Below are 26,234 nucleotides of genomic sequence, written 5' to 3'. Positions count from 1 at the left end.
ATAATTTAATCCAAACGCCTTTAGAAATGAAGGCGTTTTTTTTATGTTTACCTTTACCAAAAAATAAAAGAAAATGCTCAAAATTGGACATCGTGGCGCAAAAGGACATGAACCCGAGAATACCTTTATTTCGTTCCAAAAAGCATTAGACATGCAGGTGGACGGCATTGAACTCGACGTGCATTTGAGTGCTGATGGCGAAATAATTGTTATTCATGACGAATCTATTGACCGAACGACCAACGGAAAAGGTTTTGTAAATGCATTATCTTTGCGCGAATTGAAAGCCTTTAGAATAAATGGAGAGCAGCAAATCCCAACTCTGAAGGAGGTTTTTGATTTGGTAAACCAAGATTGTTTTATCAATATTGAGCTCAAAAGTCATGAGGCAACCGATAAAGTAGTTTCGCTTATTGAAAAATACGTCACTAAAAAAGGATGGAAATACGACCGGTTTTTAATTTCCAGTTTTGATTGGAATGCACTGCAACAAGTGGCGTTTTTAAATGATAAAATTCCAATTGGCGTTTTAACGGAAACCGATTTAGACTTGGCTTTGGCTTTCGCCAAATTCATTCAGGCAAAATCCATTCATCCGCATTTTCATTTATTGACAAAAGAAAACACGGCAAAAATACAGGAAAAAGGATTACAGGTTTTCCCGTGGACCATCAATGAATTAGAAGACATTCAAAAAATAAAAACATTCAACGTAAACGGAATCATCACTGATTTCCCAAATAGAATATGAACCAGAATTTCGATATAATAATAGTAGGCGGCGGCGCAGCAGGTTTTTTTACAGCGATTAATATTGTGGAGAAAAATCCAAAATTAAAAGTTGCAATTCTGGAACGCGGAGCTGAAGTATTGCAAAAAGTTAGAATTTCCGGTGGCGGAAGATGCAACGTAACGCACGCTTGTTTTGAACCGAATGAATTGGTAAAGTTTTATCCGCGTGGCGAAAAAGAATTACGCGGTCCTTTTCATCAGTTTTGTTCTGGAGATACCATTGAATGGTTCGAGAAGCATGGCGTAGAACTCAAAATTGAAGCGGACGGACGTATGTTTCCCGTTTCGAATTCGTCTCAAACAATTATTGATTGTTTTCTAAAAGCAACACAAAAACTAGGAATTGCAGTGCTTACGGGACAAAGTGTACAATCTATTTTCAATCCCGAAGTTTCGGGAGAAAATTTTTGGAAAATTGAAACCCAAACTGAAAATTATCTTGCCGAAAAGCTAATTTTAGCCACAGGGAGCAATCCTAAAGTCTGGGAAATGTTACAGAATTTTGGTCACGCAGTTGTCAGCCCCGTTCCTTCCCTATTCACATTCAACATCAAAGATTCCAGAATAAAAGAATTGCCCGGAGTTGCGGCACAAGTAACCGTAAAAGTAAAAGACACCAAACTTACTTCAACAGGACCGTTGTTAATTACCCATTGGGGAATGAGCGGACCCGCAATATTGAAACTCTCGGCTTGGGGCGCCCGAATCTTGCATGACAAAAATTATCAGTTTACTATTTTCGTGAATTGGTTGAATGATGAAGACACTTCCGATGTCGAGAAAAAGCTAAAAGAATTAAAACAGGAACACGCTAAAAAATCAGTTTCAAAGAAATCTCCTTTCGAATTAACCAATAGATTATGGGAAAGTTTAGTACTCGCTTCCGGAATTGAAATGGAGACAAAATGGGCCGATTTATCTAAAATACAATTGCAAAATCTAGCCAATCAATTGACGAATGGGAATTTTCAGGTCAACGGAAAAAGCACGTTTAAGGAAGAATTTGTAACTGCCGGCGGAATTGATTTAAAAGAAATTAACTTCAAAACAATGGAAAGCAAATTACATGAAAACCTTTATTTTGCTGGTGAAATTGTCAATATTGATGCCATTACAGGCGGATTCAATTTTCAGAATGCATGGACGAGCGGATTTATTGTGGCTAATGCAATTTAAATTTAATTAACAAGAGTTTAAAACTTCAGTAAGTTTTATTTAAGAAGATTCTGATAACTTTACTATCGTATTATCAGAAACTTATGAAAACAAAACTACTCGCCTCCTTTTTTATTTTATTTCTTCACCATAGTGGTCTAGCACAAGTTAGCAATCGCATTCAGGGACAAGTATTATTTGATAAAACCGCTGCAACCAAAGTTGAAGTAATCAATTCAACCTCCAAAACCGTTATTTTGACCGATACTGATGGAAAGTTTGCAATTAACATTGAAATTAATGATGTATTAGTTTTTGTTGCTAAAAATCATAAAATTAAAGAAATAAAAATTTCAGTAGCAATCTTAAACCAAGGTGCTCTTAAAGTAACTTTATCTTCTAAAGTAGAAGAGCTTAAAGAAGTGGTTGTTCAAAGCATGCCGTCCATAAAGCTTGGTAAAGATGCTAATTGGGAACAAGCCAAACTAGATCAATACGCTCTTGAAAAAAATGCTAAATCATTAAAAAATCCTGGCATTTATACTGGTACCATTGAAAACGGCATGAATTTAATGAGAATTGGCGGAATGATAGCTAAGTTGTTCCAGAAAAAGAATACTGATACAGAGGTAAAAGGTCCTGTTCTGCCTTTTGTAGAGGCTGCAAAAACCCAAATCGAACCAGAATTTTATACCGACACATTACAACTTCAACCCGAGGAAATTGGAAAATTTCTAGATTTCTGCAACAAAGACCCAAAGTCAAAAATAATTGCTGAACAACAAAATGTACTTTCGCTTCAGGAATTTATGAGTCTCAAAATATTACATTTCAAAAGCAAATAAACTTTTAAAATATCATTGCAACCCAGACAAAAGTAAGTTTCTGAAATACGAGATCTTATCTATTCAACCACCAAATACTTCCATTTAAAACGGCGGCAAAACTTACCCAAGCCAAATACGGAAGTAATAAATAGCCTGCAATTTTATTGATTTTGGCAAATTGAACGTAAGTTTCAAAAATCATCAACCACAATACAATAATTTCTAATCCAGCTAACATTGGATTGTGTAAACCAAAGAACAAATACGACCACAAAGCATTTAGTGCCAATTGTATTGCAAAGAAAATTAACGCTTTTTTTACAACTTCTTTTTCTGATTCAATTCTATCCCAAACTAATCCTGCGGCAACGCCCATCATCACATACAACATACTCCAAACTGGTGCAAAAACCCAATTAGGCGGATTAAAACTTGGTTTTACTAAAGTTGGATACCAAGTAGTGATAGCAGAACGGGTGACAATTCCAGAGAAATATCCAATGGCAAGGCACGTAACAACAACAGCTAATATTCGGGTAATTTTATTCATTTTTATATTTTTCTAATGTGAGCCAAATTTAATCAAAAGATTAGTACAATTCGACAAATAAACAAATCTGCTTGTAAATCAAAAAAAGTATCTTTGCGTAAATTTATACATTCATGATTTCAGCAAACGATTTTATTCCATCAAAATATACACATTCGATTGAAAGTGGAAATTTTCAATGGAGCGCGCCCAGTAACATTGCTCTTGTAAAATATTGGGGAAAAAAGGACAATCAAATTCCAGCCAATCCTTCGGTGAGTTTTACCTTGAATAATTGCAAAACGATAACGAAATTGGCTTTCGCCAAAAAAGAAAACGACGGTACATTTTCCTTTGATTTACTTTTTGAAGGGAAACCAAAAGAAGATTTCAAGCCAAAAATTCAAAAATTTCTGGAGCGAATAGAAATTTATTTGCCGTTTTTAAAAGACTTCCATTTTACAATTGATACAGAGAATACCTTTCCTCACAGTTCCGGAATTGCTTCGTCAGCATCTGGAATGGCCGCTTTGGCGATGAACTTGATGAGTTTAGAAAAAGCGTTAAACCCTGAGATTACCGAGGAATATTTCTATCAAAAAGCGTCATTATTAGCGCGATTGGGTTCAGGAAGCGCTTGCAGAAGTGTAAAAGGCCAAGTAGTGGTTTGGGGTAATCATGCAAATATCTCCGGAAGTTCTGATTTATTTGGGCTAGAATTTCCAAATGCGATTCATACTAATTTCAAGAATTTTCAAGATACTATTTTACTGGTTGACAAAGGTGAAAAGCAGGTTTCAAGTACCATTGGGCATGATTTAATGCACAACCATCCTTTTGCCGAAAGACGATTTGCACAAGCACATGAAAACTTGGACCAACTGATTACCATTTTTGAAAGTGGGAATTTAGAGGAATTTATCAAAATTGTAGAAAGCGAAGCCTTGACGTTGCATGCTATGATGATGACCTCAATGCCTTATTTTATACTAATGAAACCAAACACTTTGGAGATTATAAATGCGATTTGGAGATTTAGAAATGAGACTAAAATTCCGGTTTGTTTCACGCTGGATGCCGGTGCAAATGTGCATGTTTTATATCCTGAAAATGTGGCCGAAACAGTTTTACAATTTATTAAGAACGAATTAGTTGGCTATTGTCAAAATGGTCAGTACATTTGTGACGAAATTGGAAATGGAGCTTCGTTGATTTAATCTGTTTTTTTCCTATCTTTATTTTTTAAAGAGCTGAAATCATGGATATTCAATCAGAGAAATTAGAATTGATAAAAATGTTATTAGAAACTGATGACAAAACGATAATCGAGGCTATAAAAAACATTTTCAAAGCACAAAAAAAAGATGTCTGGAAAGAACTATCTCCTGAACAAAAAGAAGAAATTGATCTTGAAATTCTAGAGGCTAATCGCGGAGATCAAGTTGATTTATAAAAACTATTTGTTACAACATATAATTATCAAGCTTAAATTGTTAATTTACAACCCAATATGAAAGGACCTTTATTTTATTCAAAAATATTACTCTTTGGAGAATACGGAATTATTCGTGACTCAAAAGGGCTTTCAATCCCATATAATTTTTACAATGGTGCACTTAAGAGAGATGAAAATCCAACTGAAGAAGCCATCAAATCTAATGGTCACTTAAGACGTTTTGTAACGTATTTAGAAACTTTACAAAACGAACAATCTGACTTAGTTACTTTTGACCTGACTACATTGAAAAACGATGTGGAAACCGGAATGTATTTTGATTCCAGTATCCCACAAGGATATGGCGTAGGCAGCAGCGGTGCACTTGTAGCAGCGATTTATGATAAATATGCACAAAATAAAATCACGGTTCTAGAGAATTTGACCCGTGAAAAATTATTGCAATTAAAAAATATATTTTCTCAAATGGAGAGTTTTTTCCACGGAAAAAGTTCTGGTTTAGATCCTTTAAACAGTTATTTGAGTATCCCGATTCTGATTAATTCTAAAGACAATATTGAAGCAACCGGAATTCCTACACAAAGTTTTGACGGAAAAGGCGCTGTGTTTTTATTAGATTCAGGAATTGTGGGCGAAACCGCTCCGATGGTAAATATTTTCATGGAAAGTCTGAAAGACAAAGGTTTCCGTGCGATGTTGAAAAATCAATTTGTGAAATATACGGATGCTTGTGTGGAAAATTTCCTTGGCGGAGACATGAAATCATTGTTCATGAATACCAAGAAATTATCAAAAGTAGTTTTGAATAACTTCAAACCAATGATTCCGGAACAATTTCACGGAATTTGGCAACAAGGAATTGACAGCAATGATTATTATTTAAAATTATGCGGTTCCGGTGGTGGCGGTTACATCTTAGGTTTCACTGAAGATTTAGAAAAAGCCAAAGCTTCTTTGAAAGATTACAAACTTGAAGTAGTATATCAGTTTTAAAAAATTTCATACTCACACAAATTTATGCTGATAGCACAATTTTGTGGAAAACAACCAATTTCAAATTAGAAAAACACGAATTTACTGGGTCAAAAAACCTTGTAAAATCGTGTTTTTTTTATGCTTTTGTGGCAATTCGTTTATTGAAAAAAAATATGTTTTTTTGGCAAAACCTTAAAAAACAAAAATTAAATTATTCAATACAAATAAATTTAAACCAAATCTTACATTTTCAATAAAAAACATCTTATCTTTAAGCATCTAATTTTTTTTGCCCCACTACCTACAAAAAAAACTATATGACTGAAAATAAAATTCTTGAAAATTTTAAGCGAAGCAATATTTTCATTCCTCTGATTATAGTAATTATATCCTGCTCCTCGTTGACTATCATCAACTACCTAACCATTAAAATCTTGTCGGCATCCAGAGCGTATGTAAATGGAGAATCTCATTATTCCAAAGGACAAAAAGATGCAACACGCCACCTCATCACCTATTTATTTACTAATGACACCAGTCAATGGAAATTATTTAACGACGAGTTAAGTGTTCCAATAGGAGATAAAACTGCGCGCATTGGCTTAGTTAACAATAGCGATATTGAAATAATCAAAGATGGATTTAGAGCTGGCCGAAATGACGAAAGAGATCTTGATGATTTAGTTTGGTTATTTCAACATTTTCACTCCGTTCCTTTTTTAGCAAAAGCGATTAATGAATGGGAAAAAGGAGATCAATTAATTGACCAATTGGCATTGATTGGAAATGAGGCCCATAAAAAAATAAGTACCAATACTTTAAGCCCAAACGAAAAAGAAAAAATTTTCCAACAGATAAATAGCATTACCTACAAACTAACTATAAATGAGCGTAATTTCTCTGATGCACTAGGAGAAGGCACTCGCTTAATTAAAACCTACCTTCTTTTTACCAATATCTTTTTTACGTTAATAATCATTGGAAGTGTCAGTATTTATTATTCTGTAATGATTAATAAGCTAAGACGCTCAAAACGAGAAACAGAAGATAAAAACAGGAATTTAATAATAGCCAATAAAGAGCTTGATAAGTTTGTATACAGTGCCTCTCATGATTTAAGGTCACCCATCTCTTCTTTGAAAGGATTAATAGAGATTGTAAAATTAGAAGATGATTTGGATGAAATTAGAGATTATTTAGACTTAATGCATCAAAGTCTTGATAAGCAAGACCAATTTATTAGAGATATTATTGATTATTCCAGAAATAAACGAAAAAAAGTAACTACAGCTTCTGTTAGTATAAATGAAATTATAGATGAAATTATTTCTCAACATTTTTATATTAAGGGAACGAATGAAATTAACATCAAAAAAAACTTATCCGTTGATGAAGTTCAAAGCGATGGTTTGCGATTAAAGATTATCTTGAATAACTTACTATCAAATGCTATCAAATATTCTGACGAGAAAAAAGAGAAGCGTTATATTGCTATTAAAACGTATACCAAAGGGGAATTTTACAAAATAGAAATTGAAGACAATGGCATTGGAATTAATAAAGAATACCAAGTCAAAATTTTTGAAATGTTTTTTGTAACCAATAACAGCAAGAGGGGTTCGGGTTTAGGTCTTTACTTAGTAAAAGAAGCTGTTGAAAATCTCAATGGAAACATAACCGTAGATTCAAAAATGAATATAGGAAGTAAATTTACAGTAACGATACCCATACAACATGAGGGCCAATTATAAAGTTTTGATAATTGACGACAATATAATTGATCAAATTGTCACGAAACAATTACTAAGAAAAACACTGGGTATAACTGAAATAAGCACTGCCAATAATGGTAAAGAAGGAATTCAATGGCTTACTAATTACAAAATCAGTGCTGAAGAATCTCTGATAATTCTGTTAGACATTAAAATGCCCGAAATGGATGGATTCGAGTTCCTTTTAAAATACGAAATGCTCTCGGAAGAATGAAAAAGGAAACTCAAATTTTCATGCTTTCCTCAACGTTAGACCCTAACGATATTACGCGGGCAAAAAACAATACATACGTCAAAACACTTTTGAGTAAACCTTTACCAATTAAAAAATTTGGTGAAATGATTTATCCTGATTCTTCCCTTTAATAAGCAATTAATTTTCAATCAAATGAAATCAGATTTATCTCTATAGAATTATCCGAAATAAAGGGAGTAATTCACAATATCCTCTTAAAAGAATTCCAGTTTATGAGTTTTTGTAAAGAAATCAAGTTGATTTTAAAAACAAAATCCTAAATTTGAGCATAAATAGGCAAGTTTGCTATACCGATGTAAAAACTTGACAAAAAACTACTAATAAAAAATGTTAAGCAGGCAACAGAAGCTTTTAGTGATGAAAATTGTCAGTTTGTTCTCTGTCGTTAGAGGCTATAACATTCCGGTAATAATTTTGGCACAATACCTTTCGTCTATATTTATTTTGGCTCCCGAAAAAAGAGCGTTGGATATTCTACTCGATTTCAATTTATTTATATTGGTTTTTGCTTCTTCGCTGACAATTGCTTCCGGATATATCATCAACAATTTTTATGACAGTCGAAAAGATTTAATCAATCGTCCCAATAAGTCGATGCTGGATCGATTAGTGAGTCAAAAAACAAAACTGAACGTCTATTTTACACTCAATTTTATAGTGGCTTTAATGGCTATGTTTGTTTCGTGGCGCGTATTTTTATTCTTTTCAGGATACATATTTTTCATCTGGTTTTATTCCCACAAAATAAAAAAATACCCAATAATAGGAAACTTGACAGCTGCTTTGCTGGCTGTTTTACCTTTTTTTGCCATACTGTTGTATTTTTATACTCGGATTCCATATGAAGAGATTGAAAATTATAAAAGACAGCTTGGCGTTATTTTTTCGCATGCCACTTTTTTGTTTTTGCTACTGTTGATTCGAGAAATGATTAAGGATTTAGAAAACCTAAAAGGTGATTTAGCCAATGATTACAAAACGATTCCTATTGTTTACGGCGAAGAAATATCGAAAAAAATCATTACTGCTTTGACAATTCTGACTGTTGTTCCTGTTTATGTTTTAATCGAAATTTACGATGTGGGTTACATGGATGTTTATTTTTATTCTTGTCTGATTGTACTAATTTTTTTCTTGGTTTACTTGTGGAAATCAAGCACAAAAGCACAATTTTTATTGCTTCACAACACTTTGAAATTCCTTATTGTTGCGGGTGTTTTTTGTATTGTATTGATTAATCCGAGTGTTTTATGGCACGGAAAAAAATTGTTGATGACGGTTTAGGTTATTTAAGCTTTGGGATTATAAAGGTTGAAAACCATTTTCTCAAAAATTCCAAACACCTCCATTTGGTTAGCCCCGATAGTCCCGAAGCTTCGGGAGAAATCCTTTTATTTTTTACTGCCAAAAAATAAAAGATTGTAATGAATAGCGGGAATAGCTCCAAAAAACGAAACTAAAACGTATTAATTAGCTTATAAACTAGATAGTTAGCGTTTTTATAATTGGCTGTTATTGATTGTCAAGTATATAAATAGTATCTTTGCACAAATTATTGGAATATTATGAATAACAAGGAAGGCAATAATAAGAAAAGTGGTCCAAGAGCAACTAGCTCAAGACCAAGTTCGAATAAGCCAAAACCTGCCATGCAGAAGCGCGCTCAAGGGCCGAAAAAAGTTAAAGTAAATACTAAAGTTGCCGATATCGCTACTGATAAAGTAGAGAAAAAACCAAATCAAGCACCAAAGAGACCGAAAGTAAAAGACGAAATTCGTTTGAATAAATACATTGCAAATTCTGGTGCGTGCTCGCGTCGTGATGCTGATATTTACATTCAATCCGGGACTGTAAAAGTAAACGGGATTCCTGTTACCGAAATGGGATACATGGTTAAACCTGGAGATGTTGTGAATTTTGATGGTGCTACTTTGACACCGGAGAAAAAAGTATATATCTTACTAAACAAACCAAAAAATTTTACGACTGCCATGGACGAAGGTCAGGAATATCGTAATGTATTGGAACTGGTAAAAGGTTCTACGACTGCAAAAATTGGTGCAGTGGGAAGAATGGACAAGAATACAACTGGATTGTTATTGTTCACGAATGACACGGACATGATTCGTAAATTTACGTTACCAAGTCAAAAATCATCTAAAATTTACCAAGTTTCATTAGACAAAAACTTGAAATTTGAGGATTTAGAAAAAATAAACAAAGGGTTGACTCTTGACGGACACCGCGTTTTTGTGGAAGATGTAAGTTACATTGACGGAGAAGCTAAAAGTGAAATTGGTTTGCAATTAAGATCCGCTAACGTGAAAGTAGTTCGTTCTATTTTTGAACACTTTAGTTATGATGTATTGCGTATTGACAGAGTTTCTTTTGCAGGTTTGACCAAAAAGAATTTGCCAAGAGGAAACTGGAGATTGCTTACTGAACAAGAAATTATCAATTTGAAGAACGTTTAATATTTCTTTGAAATTATAAAAATGAAATCCCTTCCGTTTACACGGAATGGGATTTTTTTAATTAAAAATTCAATCCTAAATTAGTATGACACCAGAAAAACTACAATCAATTGCTTTTAAATGGTTTGAAACTTTCAACAATAAAGAATTAGAAAAATTATTGTCTTTATACGATGAAGATGCTGTGCATTTTAGTCCAAAACTTAAAATGTACAAACCGGAAAGCGACGGTTTTGTTACCGGCAAAGAAGCATTACGAGAATGGTGGAAAGATGCTTTTGAGCGTTTGCCCAGCTTGAATTATAAGGTGAAATCGCTAACTGCAAATGGAGACCGCGTTTTCATGGAATACATAAGAACAGTTACCGGCGAAGAGGATTTACTGGTGGCGGAAGTATTAGATATCAGAGAAGATAAAATAATTGCTTCCCGAGTGTATCACGGATAAAAACATATTTTTTTAAAATCTGTTTTTTTTTAAAGATATAGAAAAATAGAAACCTAAGATCCCATTCGTTTTAAAGCGGATGGGATTTTTTTTGCGAATAAGAACTAAAAACAGAAAAAGTCCATGTTAAAGCATTACAAATAGAAACATATTTGGGAAATAATTAATTTTTTTTGAATAAATTAGCTACAATTATTTAACTATCATCCATTATGAGAAAAATAACCGCACTTTTCATCACATTGACAACCTCTATATTGCTGGTCAACTGTAAATCTGAAGACAAAAAAGAAGACTTTGGTAGTCTGACAGAAAATTATTTTGACGATAAAAACGCTATGAGTCCATTGGACGCAACGCAAAATGGTCAAAACGAGTATAACGATCAGCTGCAATTTGAAATGACGGACAGCTATAGAAAGTCGCAAGAAGCTTTTTTTGACAAATATCAAACTGCCTTAAAAGCTATCGATAAAGAAAGCCTATCTGAAGAAGAAAAAAACAGTTATGAAATCATAAAATGGGAAGTTGAGATTGGCAAAGATTTATTGAAACAACCTACTAACCTACTTCCTGTACATCAATTTTGGGGGACACACCTAACGATGGGGCAGTTTGCGGGAGGAACCAGCGCGCAACCTTTTAAAACCGAAAAAGACTATACTAATTTCCTAAAAAGGATGGACAAATATTCCATTTGGATAGATTCGGCTATGGTGTATATGAAAAAAGGAATGGCTAAAGGAGTTGTGCTGCCAAAATCATTAACAACAAAATTAATTCCACAATTTGCTGAAATGGCCACGCCAAAAATCGAAGATAATTTATTTTACTCGTCGATAAAATTGATGCCCGCTACTTTTTCTGATGCAATAAAAAAAGACTTAACCACAAAATATACGGCTACTATCAATGATAAATTGATTCCACAATATAAAAAAATGGCTGATTTCCTGACCAATGAATACCTCCCTGCATCAAGAGCAACCAGTGGAATAGGAAGTTTCCCTTTCGGAAAGGATTTGTATGCTACATATGTAAAACAATGGACTACAACCGAAATGACTCCGGAGGAAATTCATGAATTGGGATTAAAAGAAGTAGCTCGGTTGAATGCCGAAATGGAAAAAGTAAAAGCTCAAGTAGGTTTCAAGGGTACTTTATTAGCATTCTTTGAGGAAGTTAGAAACAAAAAGGAATTAAAACCCTTTAAAAAACCCGAAGAAGTGATTGCTAATTTCCAAAGTATCTATACCCGAATCAAACCGAATGTAGACAAATTATTCGCATTACAACCTAAAACAAAATTTGAAATCAGAAGAACGGAAGCCTTTAGAGAAAAAACAGCAAGTGCCGAATATATGCAAGGAACAGCTGATGGTTCCCGTCCCGGTATTTTTTATGTTCCAATACCGGATGTAGCAAATTATAACCTTTATGGAGACGAAGACTTGTTTTTACACGAAGCCATTCCTGGACATCACTTTCAAATTTCGTTGCAACAAGAAAATGCCAATCTTCCTGATTTTAGAAAATTCAATTGGTTTGGCGCATACGGCGAAGGTTGGGCTTTGTACACCGAAAGCTTAGGTAAAGAACTTGGATTGTATCAAGATCCGTATCAATATTTTGGAATGTTAGGCAATGAAATGCACCGAGCAATCCGATTAGTAGTAGATACTGGATTACACTCTAAAGGTTGGACCAGAGAACAAGCTATAAAATATTCATTAGAAAATGAGGCTGAAAGTGAAGCAAGCATTATTCCGGAAATAGAGCGTTATATGGCAATTCCGGGACAAGCATTGTCTTATAAAATAGGGCAGTTAAAAATTATAGAGCTTCGTAAAAAAGCCGAAGCTAAAATGGGTACAAAATTTGATATTAAAAAATTTCACGAGAAAGTATTGGAATCTGGAGTGATGCCTTTAGCATTATTAGAGATGAAAGTAAATACGTGGATAAATGAAGCTAAACAATAAAAACTAACAAATCATGAAAAAACTATTGCTAAACACATCATTGCTGTTTTTTACCGTATTAAGCATTAATGCACAACGACTTATGGACACCATGGATCCTACCTCTTCAGGGGCTTTATTTAGAAACGATGTTTTGAATAAAAAAGAAATGACAAAAATAGAAGGGTCTGAATACTTAGTTGACGAATTTAGGTTAGCTGAGGTTTCTGGGATTCCTCAGCAGATTATGGTCCGCTATAATGCGATGACGGATATGATAGAAGTTCAAAATGAAAAAAAGGAAGTTTTTTCATTAATGAAAAAGGAGCCTTTTAATATCATAACTATTATTCCATTCACGGATAAGATCAAGCTTTTAAATTATAAAACTAAAGACGGAGAAGTAAATGGATATTTAGTTGAATTATTTAATAAGAATGACGTTGCTTTATACAGAAGAGATAAAATTGCCATTCAAAAAGGAAAAGAAGCTATCAACTCATATTCTCCTGCCACATCCGCAAGATATGTTAAAACAAATGACGAGTATTATTTGAGTCTAAAAAATGAGACGGCTGTTATGATGCCAAAAAACAAGAAAGAACTTCAAGATCTTTTCCCATCGAAAAAAGAAGAGATTGCAACGTATCTAAAAAAGAATAATTTTTCTTTGAAAGAGGAAAAGAGTATCATTGAAATGGTAAAATTCATATCTAATTTCTAATACATACAAAAAAAGCTTCTCGATTGAGAAGCTTTTTTTTTGTGCGGATAATAGGACTCGAACCTACACGCCTTGCGGCACCAGATCCTAAGTCTGGCATGTCTACCAATTTCACCATATCCGCGCAATTGTGGGTGCAAAGATAAACATAACTTCCAATTTTCAAAGTAAATTTCACAAAAAATATTCATACTCTTTTTTGTACTTTTGAAATATAAACAAAATTCAAATAATGGAAAATATTAAAGCATACGTTCAAGAACACAAAGATCGCTTTATCAACGAGTTAGTCGAATTATTAAAAATTCCATCCGTAAGTGCCGACACTGCTTATTCGCATGATGTTTTTGAAACAGCAGATGCCGTAAAAGCAAGTTTAGAAAAAGCAGGTTGTGATTTTGTTGAAATTTGTGATACTCCAGGTTATCCAATCGTTTATGGGGAGAAAATCATAGACAAATCATTACCAACCGTTTTAGTATACGGCCATTATGATGTTCAACCACCAGACCCAATGGAATTATGGACTTCTCCTCCCTTTGAGCCTGTAATCAAGAAAACAGAAATTCATCCCGAAGGCGCTATTTTTGCCCGTGGATCTTGTGATGACAAAGGCCAAATGTACATGCACGTAAAAGCATTGGAATATATGGTTCAGTCAAACACTTTGCCTTGTAATGTAAAATTCATGATTGAAGGCGAAGAGGAAATTGGCTCCAAAAGTTTGAGTTGGTTCGTAGAACGCAATCAGGAAAAACTAAAAAACGATGTGATTTTAATTTCGGATACCGGAATGATTTCAAATCAACAACCGTCAATCACAACCGGATTACGTGGGTTAAGTTATGTAGAAGTAGAAGTTACGGGACCAAACCGTGATTTGCATTCTGGTCTTTATGGTGGTGCTGTTGCCAATCCAATCAATGTTTTGGCTAAAATGATTGCGTCACTTCATGATGAAAACAATCACATTACCATTCCTGGTTTCTATGATAATGTAGCAGAATTATCACTTGAAGAAAGAGCTGAAATGGCCAAAGCGCCTTTCAATTTAGATAATTATAAAAAAGCATTAGATCTTAATGACGTTTATGGCGAAAGCGGTTATGTAACTAACGAAAGAAATTCCATACGCCCTACACTGGATGTTAACGGAATCTGGGGTGGTTACACAGGAGAAGGTGCTAAAACAGTGATTGCCAGCAAAGCTTTCGCTAAAATCTCGATGCGTTTGGTTCCAAATCAAGATTGGGAGGAAATCACCGAACTTTTCACAAAACACTTCACAAGCCTTGCTCCTGCTGGCGTTACCGTAAAAGTAAAACCACATCATGGCGGACAAGGTTATGTAACCCCGATAGACAGCATTGGCTATAAAGCCGCAAATATGGCATACACCGAAACCTTTGGCGTTCCCGCAATTCCGGTGCGTTCAGGAGGAAGTATTCCTATCGTAGCGTTATTCGAAAAAGAACTGAAAAGCAAGACTATTCTAATGGGATTTGGTCTGGACAGTGATGCGATTCACTCGCCAAACGAACATTTCGGAATCTTCAATTACCTAAAAGGAATTGAAACCATTCCGTTGTTTTACAAATATTTCGTGGAGTTGTCAAAATAAATTCCTTTCATTAAATACTATATCCGCTCTACACAGAGCGGATTTTTTTTGGGCGTTCCCACGCTTCCACTATCGTTCCAGCGTGGTCAGGCTGTCCATTCTCAATCTTTTTATTTTTTGAAACAAAAAAAATGAAAAGGATTTCCACTCCCATCCTTAACGCAAATCCCTGAATATCAAAATATTTTTATTTAAAATTTGTTTATTTCATTTTATATTCTACATTTGTAGAGCAATGTTTTAATCTGTAGAATATGAAAATCCAAAATCAATATAAAATTGTCTTTCTTCTAATAGTTCTAAGCCTGACTAGCTGCAAAATTAATCAAACCAAAAACGGATTAAAAACAGGGAAATGGATCCAAACTGAGAAATTCATGAATATCGAATCCAACGCAACAGGAAAGTACAAAAAAGGAGAAAAAATTGGAACTTGGAAAGAGTTCATCAGTGATAGATTAACTTCTAAAGAAAAGTATAAAAAAAATAGTTGCCACATCATCAAATATCACAATACTGGAAAAATTCAACAAATAGGTGTTTCAAATAAAGCCATTATAAATTCAAAAATAGAATGGCTGCCCACAGGCGAATGGACATTTTATGACTCTGAAGGGGTTTTACTGGGAACCAAAATCTATGAAAAAGGAATACCTGTTCAAGAAATTTACACCAAATAAAAAAATAAACATGCAACAACTAACAAACGCAGAAGAACAAGTAATGGAGCACCTTTGGAAACTCGAGAAAGCCTTCATGAAAGACTTGCTTGAAGCCTATCCAAAACCAAAACCCGCAACCACAACCATCGCTACTTTATTAAAAAGAATGATTGACAAGCAATTTGTCGCCTACAATGAATTTGGGAACTCTCGGGAATATTATCCATTGGTAAAGAAAACCGATTATTTCTCGAAACACGTCAACGGATTGATTAGTAATTTTTTCAACAATTCCGCATCGCAATTTGCTTCTTTCTTTACCACCGAAACGAATTTGTCTCAAACGGAGCTGGAAGAACTTAAGAAAATAATAGACAGTGAAATTCAAAAAAAGAAAAAATGAGCGACTTTCTAATCAAATCGACAATTACTTTATGCGTATTACTGGCAGTGTATTATCTATTTTTGGAAAAAGAAAAAACACACGTTTTCAATAGGTTTTACTTGTTGTTCAGCCTTGTTTTTTCGATGATACTTCCATTTATAACCATTGAAGTGATTCAGGAAATAACACAACCTACAGTCAATCCGGGAAATATCCAGATACTGCAAGGAAGCGCAGTAATACTAGAGGAAACAAACTATCTGTCTATAGGATTATGGAGTTTGTATGGTTTAGTAACACTTATTTTGGCAATACGTTTTATCAGCAATATCAATAAGATTTCGTCTAAAATGAAGTCGACTACACCTATTGACTATAAGAATGCCAAATTGATTTTGGTTCCCGAAAAAACGTTGCCACACACTTTCCTGAATACGATTTTCATCAACGAAACGGAATACAATAACCGTGAAATTGAAGCTGAATTGTACACGCACGAACTCACACATGTGACTCAAAAACACACTTTGGATATTTTATTCATCGAACTATTGAAAACCGTATTTTGGTTCAATCCTGTTTTTATTTTTTACAAAAAAGCAATACAACTCAACCACGAATTTCTTGCTGACGAGAAAGTAGTGACCTCCTATAACAATGTTCCGTTTTACCAATCTTTATTACTATCGAAAGCAAACGAGAACCAAACTTTTTACTTGGCCAGTAATTTGAATTATTTAATAACTAAAAAACGATTACTCATGATGACAAAAACCACATCAAAAACAGAAGCTTTATTAAAAAAAGTAATGCTAATTCCTGTAGTAACTGCCTTATTGTTTTTATTGTGTACAAAAGTCGTTGCGCAAGAAACCAATGTAAAAAAAGAAACTACTCCTAAAAAATCTGAAAATTTAATTAAAACGTATTACTACAAAACTACTTTTAAAATCAAAGATGAAAAAGGAAAGGTTGCCAGCGAAAAAAAATACAATGAACTAACTCCTATAGAAAAGAGAGCTATACCTTCTATCCTATCCAAGCAAAAAGAATTGCCTACAAACGAGGAACTTCTGGGGATTTTAAGTAAAGGAGCTCCTGAAGTAATTGAAATTGATGCGTACGATTCTGAAAATCAGTTTGTCCAAAAAGGGGAAAATGAAGTCTACAATACTGCTGGAATAACGGAAAAACCAGATTTCCCAGGGGGAATGATGAAATTCTATCAATTTGTCGCCAATAATTTTAAAACTCCAGAACAACCTAATTTAAAAGGAAAAGTATACATCACCTTTATAATAGAAAAAGACGGCAGTTTAAGCGATATAAAAAACATAAGAGATATTGGTTTTGGAACCGGTGAAGAAGCCATACGTGTTTTAAAATTATGCCCGAACTGGATTCCCGGAAAAATGAACGGTGTCCCTGTCAGAGTAATGTATAGCTTACCAATAACTTTACAATCAAAAGTATAATAGTAAAAAAACAAATCCGCTTCAAAAGGAGCGGATTTATCAAACTAAAAATCTAAAAAAAACTACTAACTAAACTCTTTATCCGGATTGTATCCTAAATACGACATGGATTGTTCTTTGAAAACAACACCATATTCTTCTAATTCTTTCAAAATAGGCACATAGACTTCTTTACGAATAGGCAATTGAACTCCCGGAGTCGTGATTTTACCATTCAATATTAATAAAGTCGCCATTGCAACGGGTAAACCCACTGTTTTTGCCATAGCCGTATACGTTTGATCGTCGCCAATACAAACCATTTTTGAATCTATTTGTTCTTTCTTGCCATTTAATTCGTATCCAAATTTATGATACATGACAATCATATCTTTATCTTTAGGTTGAAGTGTCCAACTGTCACTGAGTATTTTCTCTAAAATTTGAGCCGGAGTAGCATTCTTCAATCCTACTTTTTTATCCCGATTGAACAAATCTAATTCTAACAATTTATCCCACATGATGTCATCTTGGTCAATTTTTAGAATCAAACGCGTTTTAATTTCTACAGAATCTGTTGGATGATATGGTAAAAAAGAATTTACAAATTCTCTATAACTCATGTTTTCAGAATCTTCCATGATGTAACTATCATCAGTCATTCCTAACTGAACAAACATATTCCAAGCTTTAGAGAAACCAACTCTGCGAATCGTTCCTCTATATAAAGTAAGCACATTATCTAAACCATACACACTTCGATATTTCAAGGAATCCCGATTCGAATACGCTTCAAACCGACCATAACCTTCAACATCCAGAAACTCAGTTCTACGGAATAAATTACAATACGGAATGTATTTATAAGTACCCTCCTGAATAAACTTGGCAGCGCCACCTTGACCTGCAAGAACTACATTACGTGGTGCCCAGGTAAATTTGTAATTCCAAAGATTCGTATCAGATTCTGGAGCTACAAGACCGCCACAAAAAGATTCAAAAAGAAGCATTTCTCCGCCTTTTTCTTTAATCTCATCAATCACTTTCATTGCGCTCATGTGGTCAATTCCAGGATCAAGCCCGATTTCATTCATGAAAATCAGATTATTCTCTTTGGCTGCAGCATCTAATTCCTGCATAGCATCACTCACGTAGGAAGCGGTAACCAAATGCTTTTTGTAAACAATACAATCCTTAGCTACCTCAATATGCAAATGAGCCGGCAACATTGAAATAACAATATTGGCTTTCTGAATCGCTTCTTTTCTTTGATTTTCATCAAAAATATCTAAGGCAATCGCCGTTGCATTGGGATGATTATTTGTCTTTTTTTCAGCTAATGCCAATGACAAATCACCAATTATAAGATGCAAGTTCTCTTTTTCTGATTTACTTAAAAGATAATGTATCAAAGATGAAGCTGATCTTCCTGCCCCGATGATTAAAATTGTTTTCATTTTTTATAATTATAACACAAACATACAAAATTGTTGTATTTATAACAAATAGTGTTGCAAAAAAAATTATGTGAGTTGTAAAACCTGATTTATGATCAATCAACAACTAAAAAAGTATCTTATAAAACGTTTTTAATTTAAAGAGATATGAGATACTTTTGCAATAAAAACAACACTAACATGGACAAAAGGATACTTTCAACAGGAGCTATTTTAGGAATGATTGCTATAATTCTTGGTGCTTTTGGCGCACATGCCCTAAAAAAAGTACTGTCTATTGAACAATTATCTACTTTTGAAACCGGAGTACGCTATCAAATGTACCATGCGCTATTTTTATTGTTTTTTGGACTAATGAAAGGTATCCCTCAAAAAACAAAAAAAGCAATCTATTTTTTAGTTCTTTTTGGTGTAATTTTATTCTCTGGGTCTATTTATCTATTAGCGACAAACGACCTTACTTCTTTTGATTTTAAAATTATAGGATTCGTCACTCCTATTGGCGGACTCCTATTAATACTGGGCTGGGGCGTTTTATTGATGAATATTATGAATAAAAAATCACAAAATTAGAAGAATCAAAGGCTATCTAAAATATAATTTCTACTTTTGCAGTCTATAAAAAAGAAACTACACAACAATAAATTTATGGACAATAACACGCTTTTCTCGCAATCGATTTCGTTAAAAGAATTAGGAATTGAAAATGCAAAAATTCATTACCAGTTATCCCCTGAAGAATTACACGACATAACAATAAAATTAGGTCAAGGAATTGAAAGCTCAACCGGTGCATTAGCAGTAAATACAGGCGAATATACTGGCCGTTCTCCTCAAGACCGATATATAGTAAAAGACAGCATCAGTGAAAATCAAGTTTGGTGGGGAAAAGTAAATATCCCTTTTGAATCAGATGCTTTTGAAGCACTTTATAATAAAGTAACCTCCTATTTGTCCAACAAAGAGGTTTATGTAAGAGATTCATACGTATGTTCTGATCCAAATTACAGATTAAATATTCGCGTAATCACAGAAACTCCTTGGGCAAATTTATTTTGTTACAATATGTTTTTGAGACCAGAAATGGATGAATTAGCAAACTTCGACCCAGAATGGAATTTACTTTGCGTACCTAGCTTTATGGCAGATCCTGCTATAGACGGAACTCGTCAAAGCAATTTTGCAATTCTTGACTTTACAAGAAAAGTAGTTTTGATAGGCGGAACCGGTTACACAGGTGAAATGAAAAAAGGGATTTTCTCTGCATTGAATTTCATTTTACCAGTTTTCAAAAATACATTACCAATGCACTGTAGTGCCAATGTTGGAAAAGACGGAGATACTGCAATTTTCTTTGGATTATCAGGAACTGGAAAAACAACTTTATCTGCGGATCCAAACAGAAAATTAATTGGTGATGACGAACATGGATGGACTAATGAAAATACAGTTTTCAACTTTGAAGGCGGTTGTTATGCAAAAGTCATCAACCTTTCTGAAGAAAACGAACCAGATATTTTTAGAGCTATAAAAAAAGGAGCAATCCTAGAAAATGTAGTCCTAAATAAAGACACCAATGAAGTTGATTTTGAAGATATTTCAATCACACAAAACACCAGAGTAAGCTATCCTATTTACCATATTGATAACATTCAACCTGGCTCTATTGGAAAAAATCCGAAAAATATATTTTTCTTAACTGCCGATTCATTCGGAATATTGCCTCCAATCTCTAAACTTACTCCGGGGCAGGCTGCATACCACTTTATTTCTGGTTACACAGCAAAAGTTGCAGGAACAGAAGCTGGAATTACAGAGCCTCAGCCTAATTTTTCGGCTTGTTTTGGCGCACCATTTATGCCTTTGCACCCAACAAAATATGCTGAAATGTTGAGTAAAAAAATGAAAGATGCCAATGTAAAAGTTTGGTTAATCAATACGGGTTGGACAGGCGGTCCTTACGGAATAGGAAGCAGAATGAAATTAAAATACACACGTGCTATGATTACCGCTGCATTAAACGGAGAATTAGACGATGTGGCTTACGAAAATCACAAAGTATTTGGAATTGCAAAACCGCAAACCTGTCCAAATGTTCCTAGTGAAATATTAAATCCAAGAAATACCTGGGAAGATCCTGAACTATACGATAAAAAAGCGGTGGAATTAGCTCAAAAGTTCAAAGCTAACTTCGCCAAATTCGAAGAATTTGCCAACGCCGAAATTATGGCAGGAGCACCATTAGCTTAAGTTAATATTAATTCAAAACCAATAGAGCCGTTCGTAAAGAGCGGCTCTATTTTTATATATAAAATCGTTAATTAAAAACATATCAACTATTTATACCAATATTGATTTTTTGGCGTTAAATTTGTAATCATCAATCAATCAAAAAAAATCAATCATGTTAAAACAATTTTTCATCCTTTGTTCCGGAGCTGACAAAGACCTTCTTGAAGGCTGTTCCGAAGGCGAACAAACCAAATACGTCGGTATTGGCGCCACTGTTTTCTTCACCGCTGTCATGGCTTTTCTTGCCAGTTCTTACGCACTATTTACCGTTTTTGACAGTATATATCCCGCAATCGCTTTTGGTATCGTTTGGAGTTTACTTATTTTTAATTTGGACCGTTTTATTGTTTCCACTATTCGAAAAAGAGACCAATTTGGAAGTGAATTTCTGCAGGCAACTCCCCGAATTATTTTAGCGGTAATCATTGCAATAGTGATCTCAAAACCATTGGAAATTAAAATTTTCGAAAAGGAAATCAATACCGTTTTATTGAAAGAGAAAAATGCCATGGCTTTGAATAACAAAAAGGAAGTGGCGAATTATTTCAAGTCCGATTTAGACAAAAACAAAGCTGAAATAGCAGGTTTGAAATCGGAAATTACCAAGAAAGAAAAAGAAGTTAATACACTTTATGAAACGTACATCACAGAGGCCGAAGGAACTGCAGGAACCAAAAAATTAGGTAAAGGGCCGGTTTTTAAAGAAAAAATTGCCAAACATGATTTGGCCAAAAAAGAACTGGACACCTTACAAAAGACCAACTTGGCTAAAATTGTTGAAATGGAGAAAAACACTAAAACTCTCCAAACCGATTTAGACAAGAAAGTTACCGAAACACAGCCTATTATTGATGGATTTGATGGTTTAATGGCACGAATCAACGCCTTGGATAAATTACCTTGGCTTCCTTCGTTTTTTATTATGCTCTTGTTTTTAGCCATTGAAACTTCTCCTATTATTGCAAAATTACTTTCTCCAAAAGGTGAATACGATTATAAATTAGAAGATTTAGAAACAGCGTTAAAAGCAACAATCGAACAAGACAAATACCAACGCACGTTGTTAGTAAAAACAAGTGCAACGATGCACGATAAAGTCTACGGAGATATTGCTGATGATAAGAAATTATATGATTTGCAACGAAAAAATGCTACTGATTTATTAGAATTACAATCCAATAATTTTGTGGAAAAGCAGAAAAGAACTTTATAATAAAAACAACAAAACCCGACACTTAAGAGTTGTCGGGTTTTTTATTATTCATTCTTTGATTCTTTTCTAAACTACATATAACTTAAAATTTCCTTTTTGAAAGCATCATATTCGCCTTGTAAAATCAATCCGTTATCCAATAATTTTTTATAATTCTGTAGTTTTTCAAAAAGTTCGTCTTGTGATAAATCATTTAAAGATTTGTCTTTTGGACTTGTTGAAACGGCTTCGAATTCCTGATTTTCAGCAGAGAAATTTGGTTGTGAAATCGGCATTATTTCAGCAAAACTAGTCACCTCTTCCGTTTCCATTTCTTCGATAATCTCCACTTCTTCCATTGGAGCAGCCAGAACTTCATCCATCATGGTTGCGTTTAATACAGAACCAACTTTCAGTATATCCAATTGTTCTTTGGCATACGTAAAAATCTTTCTAGCTTGGATTTTAGGAATATAATCAATCGAAACTTCCATATTTGTTCTGGTTGTAAAAGAAAACTCTGAACCTAGGATATTTTCTTTCACAAAAGTGCCTTCAATCTCATCCCAAGTGTAATCAATAAAATTCATTGAAAGTCCCAGATTTTTGGGCTGACAAATGATAATTCTTTTATTGGTCATCACAATACTATCCGGCAAAACGGTAATCGCTGGTTTTTTTTGAACAGCAATATATCCGATTTCTTCATTTTTCATCAATAAATCACTCAATTTTGAAGCGATTTTTTCAATAGCTTTTGGGTCTTGTTCTTCGTTTAAAAACTTCTTAAATTGTTCTTTCATATGATATGCTGAATTTATTTCAGTATGTGTTTGTAATTTTTATTCTGAATTCTTTCGCAAAAGTAATGCCTAATTTTCTAATTCTTGAATTTCGCTCTGCAATTTCTTTGTTAAACTTTTGAAAACCAATCCATAGGAATGATCAATCAACTCCTTGACAAGCACATCTTGAACTGACGCATTTATCGCAATTGTATTCCAATGGGTTTTACTCATATGAAAACCCGGCTGAATGTCATCGTATTCAGCGCGTAATTCCTGGGCGTGCTCCGGATCACATTTCAAATTGACTGACGGTTGTCCTTTTTCCCATTGACTTAAAGATGATAATGCAAACATTTTTCCACCCACTTTAAATACCAATGTATCTTCGTCAAAAGGAAAATGTTCCTTCACTCCTTTTTTAGACAAGCAATATTCGTAATATTTTTCTAAGTTCATTTATGAAATTATTTTTTCATCATTTAAAATAGCATACAAAACCGGTTTACTGGGACTCGCATCATTCTCGAAAGATGCGATTTGTAAATTCAGCAAATAATTGCCGTCTTTCACTTCGTCAGATACAAAAATCATTTCGGTAATCGTACAATCCAATCGTGCATCTGCATTTAGATTGTTAACATCTTTTACATTCCAAAACGCTTTGTGTGCCAATAATTTTCCATCATCTTTTTCTTTATCGACACTTGGCAAATCAATCAATAAATGTTGAATTCCGCTTTCGCGAATGAAACGCGCAGCTTCTTCCTCCAGAAAAGGCGGGTTCGTATTGGAATATTTTAAAGATTTTTTTATTTTAAAATTCGGAAGCGTTCTAATAATTATGGCTTCCGGAGTTTTCCCGCTCAAACTGTTTTCAATCTGATTTTTTGTTATTACCAAATCTTCTCCTTGTATTTCCGGCACAACCGAAATCAATTCTGCCAAAAAGAAAAACTGTTTCAACGACTGATTAATACTGTAAAATTCTCGTGTAATGTGCCCCAGACATTCGGTGTGCGTTCCATGTCCGTGTGGATTGAAGAAAATATTATTAAAATTAGTAGAAGATTTTCCCTCAGAAACTTTCCCTATCCAATCTCCAAAAACCACGGGTTCAATTACTGGCTTGTCGATATACCAAGCAATTGGATTCTCGTCTGTATTTGTCAACGGAATCGAAATATCAATGGGTTTTGATAGGTTGACTTCGAAATTGTTGATTTTTGCTTTCATAGTTTTTTTACCGCAAAGGTCGCAAAGGTTTACGCAAGGCTCGCAAAGTCAAATTTAAAGATTAATTTCCACGCCTTTTGACAAATAGACGACGAAATTATTGATTTTTACTTTCATATTTTTTTTACTGCAAATGGCGCAAAGATTTGCGTAAGGCTCACTAAGTGATGATTAAAGATTATTTACAATTCGTTTTATTCCATCTTTTATCAAAACAACATTAAAATTTATAAGTAAACCTAGCTTACAATCAGTCAATTTCAGATACGTTAATAATTGAGCAAAATGAATATCATTTAAAGCATCCACCGATTTTATTTCTAAAATCAATTTATCCTCAACAATAATGTCAATTCGGTAACCAATCTCTAATTTTACTTCTTCATATACCAAAGGCAAGGATTTTTGTTTTACAACATTCAAACCCAATTTCTTTAGTTCATAATATAGACATTCTTCATAGGCGCTCTCTAATAATCCCGGTCCAAGTCCCTTATGGACTCTCAAAGCACAATCAAATACAATTCTTGATAATTCATTTTCAGTCATACTAATAAATCTTTGTGAACTTTGCGTAAACCTTTGCGAACCTTGCGGTTAAATAATTATTCCAAATTTAAATAAAATAAATCTGATGCAATTCCATCTGTCAAAAACTTTCCTTTCCGTGTTGGTTTCAAGATATTGTTTTCGATAAAAACTAAATCATCATTAAGAAACTTCTGTACTTGTTTATTTAGATAGTCCAAATATTCATCCCCAAATTCCGTTTTTATTCTATCCAAAGAAACGCCCCAAATCGTTCGCAAACCTGTCATAACATATTCGTTATATCGGTCAGCTGTCGAAAGAATTTCTATTTCATTGGGCAATTTGTCTTCTTGAATAGATTTTAAATAAAGAGAATTATTCGATACATTCCAACTTCTTGAAACACCATCATAACTATGCGCCGAAGGACCAATTCCAATGTATTTTTTCCCCAACCAATACGCCGAATTGTTCTTAGAAAAATAATTGGCCTTTCCAAAATTCGACAATTCATAATGTATAAAATTATTTGCTTCAAGCGTTTCTACCAAAATAGCAAAATGCTCTTGGGCAACTTCGTCTTTAGGAGCCGCAATTTTTCCGGTTTGTATCAGTTTATTTAAAGCGGTTTTTGGTTCTACCGTCAAAGCGTAACTCGAAATATGCGGAATCCCAAAAGACAATGCTGTTTCAATATTTTGTTTCCATTTATCGTTACTCATTCTCGGAATTCCATAAATCAAATCAAGGGAAATATTGTCAAAATATTTGGTAGCTTCTTCCAAACATTTTTTGGCTTCCGCCGAATTATGAGCGCGGTTCATTAATTGTAAATCTTCTTCAAAGAAAGACTGAATCCCAATGCTTAATCGGTTAATTTTACTTTTAGACAATTCAATTATTCGTTCGCTTGACAAATCATCAGGATTGGCTTCCAGTGTGATTTCGGGATTTTCAATCACAGAATAATTGCTATAAACTGCAGCAATCAAAAAATTAATTTCTTCAGAACTTAAAACACTTGGCGTACCTCCACCAAAATAAATGGTTTCGACATCTTCATTCTCAAACTCACTTTTACGCATTTGAATTTCTTTGGCAATAGCCAAAACCATTTCTTCTTTCTTCTTCATCGAAGTCGAAAAATGGAAATCGCAGTAATGACACGCCTGCTTGCAAAAAGGGATATGAATATAGATTCCTGACATAATTAGTGGTCAGTAATCAGTGATGAGCGGTCAGTTCTACAA

Annotated in this window: 27 protein-coding genes and 1 tRNA gene; 20 read left to right on the top strand and 8 right to left on the bottom strand. The window is 34.0% G+C overall.

Annotated elements, in window-relative coordinates:
* Positions 1-73: 73 nt before the first annotated feature.
* The 3 genes from C8C87_RS00955 to C8C87_RS00945 all read left to right on the top strand — a co-directional run bounded on the left by C8C87_RS00955 (position 74) and on the right by C8C87_RS00945 (position 2,792).
* Positions 74-751 (top strand): glycerophosphodiester phosphodiesterase family protein, encoded by a 678-nt coding sequence (locus C8C87_RS00955; protein ID WP_121340810.1) that lies wholly within the window; start codon positions 74-76, stop codon positions 749-751.
* Positions 748-1,968: an NAD(P)/FAD-dependent oxidoreductase gene (locus tag C8C87_RS00950; protein ID WP_121340809.1), complete on the top strand. Its 1,221-nt coding sequence runs from the start codon at positions 748-750 to the stop codon at positions 1,966-1,968. The genes C8C87_RS00955 and C8C87_RS00950 overlap by 4 nt, the downstream gene beginning before the upstream one ends.
* A gap of 83 nt (positions 1,969-2,051) precedes the next feature.
* On the top strand, positions 2,052-2,792 hold the full coding sequence (locus C8C87_RS00945; protein ID WP_121340808.1) for a hypothetical protein: 741 nt from the start codon (positions 2,052-2,054) through the stop codon (positions 2,790-2,792).
* Positions 2,793-2,847: 55 nt separating this feature from the next.
* Here the strand turns inward: C8C87_RS00945 and C8C87_RS00940 are convergent, their stop codons facing one another.
* The gene (locus C8C87_RS00940; RefSeq protein ID WP_121340807.1) at positions 2,848-3,324 is read right to left on the bottom strand and encodes a TspO/MBR family protein; all 477 of its coding nucleotides are present in this window, start codon (positions 3,322-3,324) and stop codon (positions 2,848-2,850) included.
* Positions 3,325-3,437: 113 nt separating this feature from the next.
* Between C8C87_RS00940 and C8C87_RS00935 the strand changes: the two genes are divergently transcribed.
* From C8C87_RS00935 to C8C87_RS00885, 10 genes are all read left to right on the top strand, one after another.
* Positions 3,438-4,520 (top strand): diphosphomevalonate/mevalonate 3,5-bisphosphate decarboxylase family protein, encoded by a 1,083-nt coding sequence (locus C8C87_RS00935; protein WP_121340806.1) that lies wholly within the window; start codon positions 3,438-3,440, stop codon positions 4,518-4,520.
* Positions 4,521-4,561: 41 nt separating this feature from the next.
* Positions 4,562-4,756, top strand: coding sequence for a hypothetical protein (locus C8C87_RS00930; RefSeq protein WP_121340805.1), 195 nt, complete (start codon positions 4,562-4,564; stop codon positions 4,754-4,756).
* Between the two features lie 57 nt (positions 4,757-4,813).
* On the top strand, positions 4,814-5,752 hold the full coding sequence (locus C8C87_RS00925; RefSeq protein WP_099713688.1) for a mevalonate kinase: 939 nt from the start codon (positions 4,814-4,816) through the stop codon (positions 5,750-5,752).
* A gap of 299 nt (positions 5,753-6,051) precedes the next feature.
* Positions 6,052-7,485 carry an ATP-binding protein gene (locus C8C87_RS00915; protein ID WP_121340804.1) on the top strand — a complete coding sequence of 478 codons (1,434 nt, stop codon included), beginning with the start codon at positions 6,052-6,054 and terminating at the stop codon, positions 7,483-7,485.
* Positions 7,469-7,720: a response regulator transcription factor gene (locus tag C8C87_RS15865; protein ID WP_233549983.1), complete on the top strand. Its 252-nt coding sequence runs from the start codon at positions 7,469-7,471 to the stop codon at positions 7,718-7,720. The genes C8C87_RS00915 and C8C87_RS15865 overlap by 17 nt, the downstream gene beginning before the upstream one ends.
* A 369-nt stretch (positions 7,721-8,089) precedes the next feature.
* The gene (locus tag C8C87_RS00905; protein WP_121340803.1) at positions 8,090-9,046 is read left to right on the top strand and encodes a geranylgeranylglycerol-phosphate geranylgeranyltransferase; all 957 of its coding nucleotides are present in this window, start codon (positions 8,090-8,092) and stop codon (positions 9,044-9,046) included.
* A 281-nt stretch (positions 9,047-9,327) separates the two neighbouring features.
* Positions 9,328-10,236: a pseudouridine synthase gene (locus tag C8C87_RS00900; RefSeq protein WP_099713693.1), complete on the top strand. Its 909-nt coding sequence runs from the start codon at positions 9,328-9,330 to the stop codon at positions 10,234-10,236.
* An 85-nt stretch (positions 10,237-10,321) separates the two neighbouring features.
* Positions 10,322-10,684 carry a nuclear transport factor 2 family protein gene (locus tag C8C87_RS00895; protein ID WP_099713694.1) on the top strand — a complete coding sequence of 121 codons (363 nt, stop codon included), beginning with the start codon at positions 10,322-10,324 and terminating at the stop codon, positions 10,682-10,684.
* Positions 10,685-10,896: 212 nt separating this feature from the next.
* Positions 10,897-12,666, top strand: coding sequence for a DUF885 family protein (locus C8C87_RS00890; RefSeq protein ID WP_121340802.1), 1,770 nt, complete (start codon positions 10,897-10,899; stop codon positions 12,664-12,666).
* A gap of 13 nt (positions 12,667-12,679) precedes the next feature.
* A complete protein-coding gene (locus tag C8C87_RS00885; RefSeq protein ID WP_143394870.1) occupies positions 12,680-13,369 on the top strand; it encodes a hypothetical protein in 690 nt (229 codons plus the stop codon).
* A gap of 42 nt (positions 13,370-13,411) precedes the next feature.
* On the opposite strand, the gene C8C87_RS00880 is transcribed toward C8C87_RS00885, so the two are convergent.
* Positions 13,412-13,493 (bottom strand) — tRNA-Leu (locus C8C87_RS00880).
* A 108-nt stretch (positions 13,494-13,601) separates the two neighbouring features.
* Between C8C87_RS00880 and C8C87_RS00875 the strand changes: the two genes are divergently transcribed.
* From C8C87_RS00875 to C8C87_RS00860, 4 genes are all read left to right on the top strand, one after another.
* Positions 13,602-14,990, top strand: coding sequence for a dipeptidase (locus C8C87_RS00875; protein ID WP_121340801.1), 1,389 nt, complete (start codon positions 13,602-13,604; stop codon positions 14,988-14,990).
* Between the two features lie 377 nt (positions 14,991-15,367).
* A complete protein-coding gene (locus C8C87_RS00870) occupies positions 15,368-15,670 on the top strand; it encodes a hypothetical protein (RefSeq protein WP_147402353.1) in 303 nt (100 codons plus the stop codon).
* A gap of 10 nt (positions 15,671-15,680) precedes the next feature.
* The gene (locus C8C87_RS00865; RefSeq protein ID WP_099713699.1) at positions 15,681-16,055 is read left to right on the top strand and encodes a BlaI/MecI/CopY family transcriptional regulator; all 375 of its coding nucleotides are present in this window, start codon (positions 15,681-15,683) and stop codon (positions 16,053-16,055) included.
* A complete protein-coding gene (locus C8C87_RS00860) occupies positions 16,052-17,512 on the top strand; it encodes a M56 family metallopeptidase (protein WP_121340799.1) in 1,461 nt (486 codons plus the stop codon). Before C8C87_RS00865 ends, C8C87_RS00860 begins: the two co-directional genes overlap by 4 nt.
* Positions 17,513-17,577: 65 nt before the next feature.
* Here the strand turns inward: C8C87_RS00860 and C8C87_RS00855 are convergent, their stop codons facing one another.
* On the bottom strand, positions 17,578-18,948 hold the full coding sequence (locus tag C8C87_RS00855) for a saccharopine dehydrogenase family protein (protein WP_121340798.1): 1,371 nt from the start codon (positions 18,946-18,948) through the stop codon (positions 17,578-17,580).
* A gap of 180 nt (positions 18,949-19,128) precedes the next feature.
* Here C8C87_RS00855 and C8C87_RS00850 point away from each other — a divergent pair, with 180 nt between their 5' ends.
* The 3 genes from C8C87_RS00850 (at position 19,129) to C8C87_RS00840 (ending at position 22,453) form a co-directional block, all read left to right on the top strand.
* Entirely contained in the window at positions 19,129-19,521 is a 393-nt protein-coding gene (locus C8C87_RS00850) for a DUF423 domain-containing protein (protein WP_121340797.1), read from the top strand.
* 75 nt (positions 19,522-19,596) lie between these two features.
* Complete coding sequence (pckA, locus tag C8C87_RS00845; RefSeq protein ID WP_121340796.1) at positions 19,597-21,198, top strand: phosphoenolpyruvate carboxykinase (ATP); 1,602 nt, start codon at positions 19,597-19,599, stop codon at positions 21,196-21,198.
* Between the two features lie 154 nt (positions 21,199-21,352).
* On the top strand, positions 21,353-22,453 hold the full coding sequence (locus C8C87_RS00840) for a DUF4407 domain-containing protein (protein WP_121340795.1): 1,101 nt from the start codon (positions 21,353-21,355) through the stop codon (positions 22,451-22,453).
* 71 nt (positions 22,454-22,524) lie between these two features.
* Here the strand turns inward: C8C87_RS00840 and C8C87_RS00835 are convergent, their stop codons facing one another.
* The 5 genes from C8C87_RS00835 to hemW all read right to left on the bottom strand — a co-directional run bounded on the left by C8C87_RS00835 (position 22,525) and on the right by hemW (position 26,192).
* On the bottom strand, positions 22,525-23,235 hold the full coding sequence (locus C8C87_RS00835) for a PH domain-containing protein (protein WP_099713705.1): 711 nt from the start codon (positions 23,233-23,235) through the stop codon (positions 22,525-22,527).
* A 69-nt stretch (positions 23,236-23,304) separates the two neighbouring features.
* A complete protein-coding gene (locus tag C8C87_RS00830; protein WP_121340794.1) occupies positions 23,305-23,676 on the bottom strand; it encodes an MmcQ/YjbR family DNA-binding protein in 372 nt (123 codons plus the stop codon).
* Positions 23,677-24,453 (bottom strand): cyclase family protein, encoded by a 777-nt coding sequence (locus C8C87_RS00825; RefSeq protein WP_121340793.1) that lies wholly within the window; start codon positions 24,451-24,453, stop codon positions 23,677-23,679.
* A 171-nt stretch (positions 24,454-24,624) separates the two neighbouring features.
* Positions 24,625-25,002, bottom strand: a complete 378-nt coding sequence (locus C8C87_RS00820; protein WP_099713708.1) for a GxxExxY protein — start codon at positions 25,000-25,002, stop codon at positions 24,625-24,627.
* 56 nt (positions 25,003-25,058) lie between these two features.
* Positions 25,059-26,192, bottom strand: coding sequence for a radical SAM family heme chaperone HemW (gene hemW, locus C8C87_RS00815; protein WP_121340792.1), 1,134 nt, complete (start codon positions 26,190-26,192; stop codon positions 25,059-25,061).
* Positions 26,193-26,234: the final 42 nt, after the last annotated feature.

The organism is Flavobacterium sp. 120 (assembly GCF_003633605.1).
In the GTDB taxonomy this organism is placed as follows: Bacteria; Bacteroidota; Bacteroidia; order Flavobacteriales; family Flavobacteriaceae; genus Flavobacterium; species Flavobacterium algoritolerans.
This window is presented reverse-complemented; position numbering and strand designations above follow the sequence as displayed.

What these genes read in the sequence shown, in the direction of transcription:
- C8C87_RS00940 (WP_121340807.1), bottom strand. Translation starts at nt 3,324, where the DNA reads ATGAATAAAATTACCCGAATATTAGCTGTTGTTGTTACGTGCCTTGCC.
- C8C87_RS00830 (WP_121340794.1), bottom strand. Translation starts at nt 23,676, where the DNA reads ATGAACTTAGAAAAATATTACGAATATTGCTTGTCTAAAAAAGGAGTG.
- C8C87_RS00850 (WP_121340797.1), top strand. Translation starts at nt 19,129, where the DNA reads ATGGACAAAAGGATACTTTCAACAGGAGCTATTTTAGGAATGATTGCT.
- C8C87_RS00865 (WP_099713699.1), top strand. Translation starts at nt 15,681, where the DNA reads ATGCAACAACTAACAAACGCAGAAGAACAAGTAATGGAGCACCTTTGG.
- C8C87_RS00895 (WP_099713694.1), top strand. Translation starts at nt 10,322, where the DNA reads ATGACACCAGAAAAACTACAATCAATTGCTTTTAAATGGTTTGAAACT.
- C8C87_RS00840 (WP_121340795.1), top strand. Translation starts at nt 21,353, where the DNA reads ATGTTAAAACAATTTTTCATCCTTTGTTCCGGAGCTGACAAAGACCTT.
- C8C87_RS00950 (WP_121340809.1), top strand. Translation starts at nt 748, where the DNA reads ATGAACCAGAATTTCGATATAATAATAGTAGGCGGCGGCGCAGCAGGT.
- C8C87_RS00860 (WP_121340799.1), top strand. Translation starts at nt 16,052, where the DNA reads ATGAGCGACTTTCTAATCAAATCGACAATTACTTTATGCGTATTACTG.
- C8C87_RS00925 (WP_099713688.1), top strand. Translation starts at nt 4,814, where the DNA reads ATGAAAGGACCTTTATTTTATTCAAAAATATTACTCTTTGGAGAATAC.
- C8C87_RS00890 (WP_121340802.1), top strand. Translation starts at nt 10,897, where the DNA reads ATGAGAAAAATAACCGCACTTTTCATCACATTGACAACCTCTATATTG.
- C8C87_RS00945 (WP_121340808.1), top strand. Translation starts at nt 2,052, where the DNA reads ATGAAAACAAAACTACTCGCCTCCTTTTTTATTTTATTTCTTCACCAT.
- hemW (WP_121340792.1), bottom strand. Translation starts at nt 26,192, where the DNA reads ATGTCAGGAATCTATATTCATATCCCTTTTTGCAAGCAGGCGTGTCAT.
- C8C87_RS00875 (WP_121340801.1), top strand. Translation starts at nt 13,602, where the DNA reads ATGGAAAATATTAAAGCATACGTTCAAGAACACAAAGATCGCTTTATC.
- pckA (WP_121340796.1), top strand. Translation starts at nt 19,597, where the DNA reads ATGGACAATAACACGCTTTTCTCGCAATCGATTTCGTTAAAAGAATTA.
- C8C87_RS00905 (WP_121340803.1), top strand. Translation starts at nt 8,090, where the DNA reads ATGTTAAGCAGGCAACAGAAGCTTTTAGTGATGAAAATTGTCAGTTTG.
- C8C87_RS00870 (WP_147402353.1), top strand. Translation starts at nt 15,368, where the DNA reads ATGAATATCGAATCCAACGCAACAGGAAAGTACAAAAAAGGAGAAAAA.
- C8C87_RS00825 (WP_121340793.1), bottom strand. Translation starts at nt 24,453, where the DNA reads ATGAAAGCAAAAATCAACAATTTCGAAGTCAACCTATCAAAACCCATT.
- C8C87_RS00835 (WP_099713705.1), bottom strand. Translation starts at nt 23,235, where the DNA reads ATGAAAGAACAATTTAAGAAGTTTTTAAACGAAGAACAAGACCCAAAA.
- C8C87_RS00915 (WP_121340804.1), top strand. Translation starts at nt 6,052, where the DNA reads ATGACTGAAAATAAAATTCTTGAAAATTTTAAGCGAAGCAATATTTTC.
- C8C87_RS00930 (WP_121340805.1), top strand. Translation starts at nt 4,562, where the DNA reads ATGGATATTCAATCAGAGAAATTAGAATTGATAAAAATGTTATTAGAA.
- C8C87_RS15865 (WP_233549983.1), top strand. Translation starts at nt 7,469, where the DNA reads ATGAGGGCCAATTATAAAGTTTTGATAATTGACGACAATATAATTGAT.
- C8C87_RS00820 (WP_099713708.1), bottom strand. Translation starts at nt 25,002, where the DNA reads ATGACTGAAAATGAATTATCAAGAATTGTATTTGATTGTGCTTTGAGA.
- C8C87_RS00885 (WP_143394870.1), top strand. Translation starts at nt 12,680, where the DNA reads ATGAAAAAACTATTGCTAAACACATCATTGCTGTTTTTTACCGTATTA.
- C8C87_RS00900 (WP_099713693.1), top strand. Translation starts at nt 9,328, where the DNA reads ATGAATAACAAGGAAGGCAATAATAAGAAAAGTGGTCCAAGAGCAACT.
- C8C87_RS00935 (WP_121340806.1), top strand. Translation starts at nt 3,438, where the DNA reads ATGATTTCAGCAAACGATTTTATTCCATCAAAATATACACATTCGATT.
- C8C87_RS00855 (WP_121340798.1), bottom strand. Translation starts at nt 18,948, where the DNA reads ATGAAAACAATTTTAATCATCGGGGCAGGAAGATCAGCTTCATCTTTG.
- C8C87_RS00955 (WP_121340810.1), top strand. Translation starts at nt 74, where the DNA reads ATGCTCAAAATTGGACATCGTGGCGCAAAAGGACATGAACCCGAGAAT.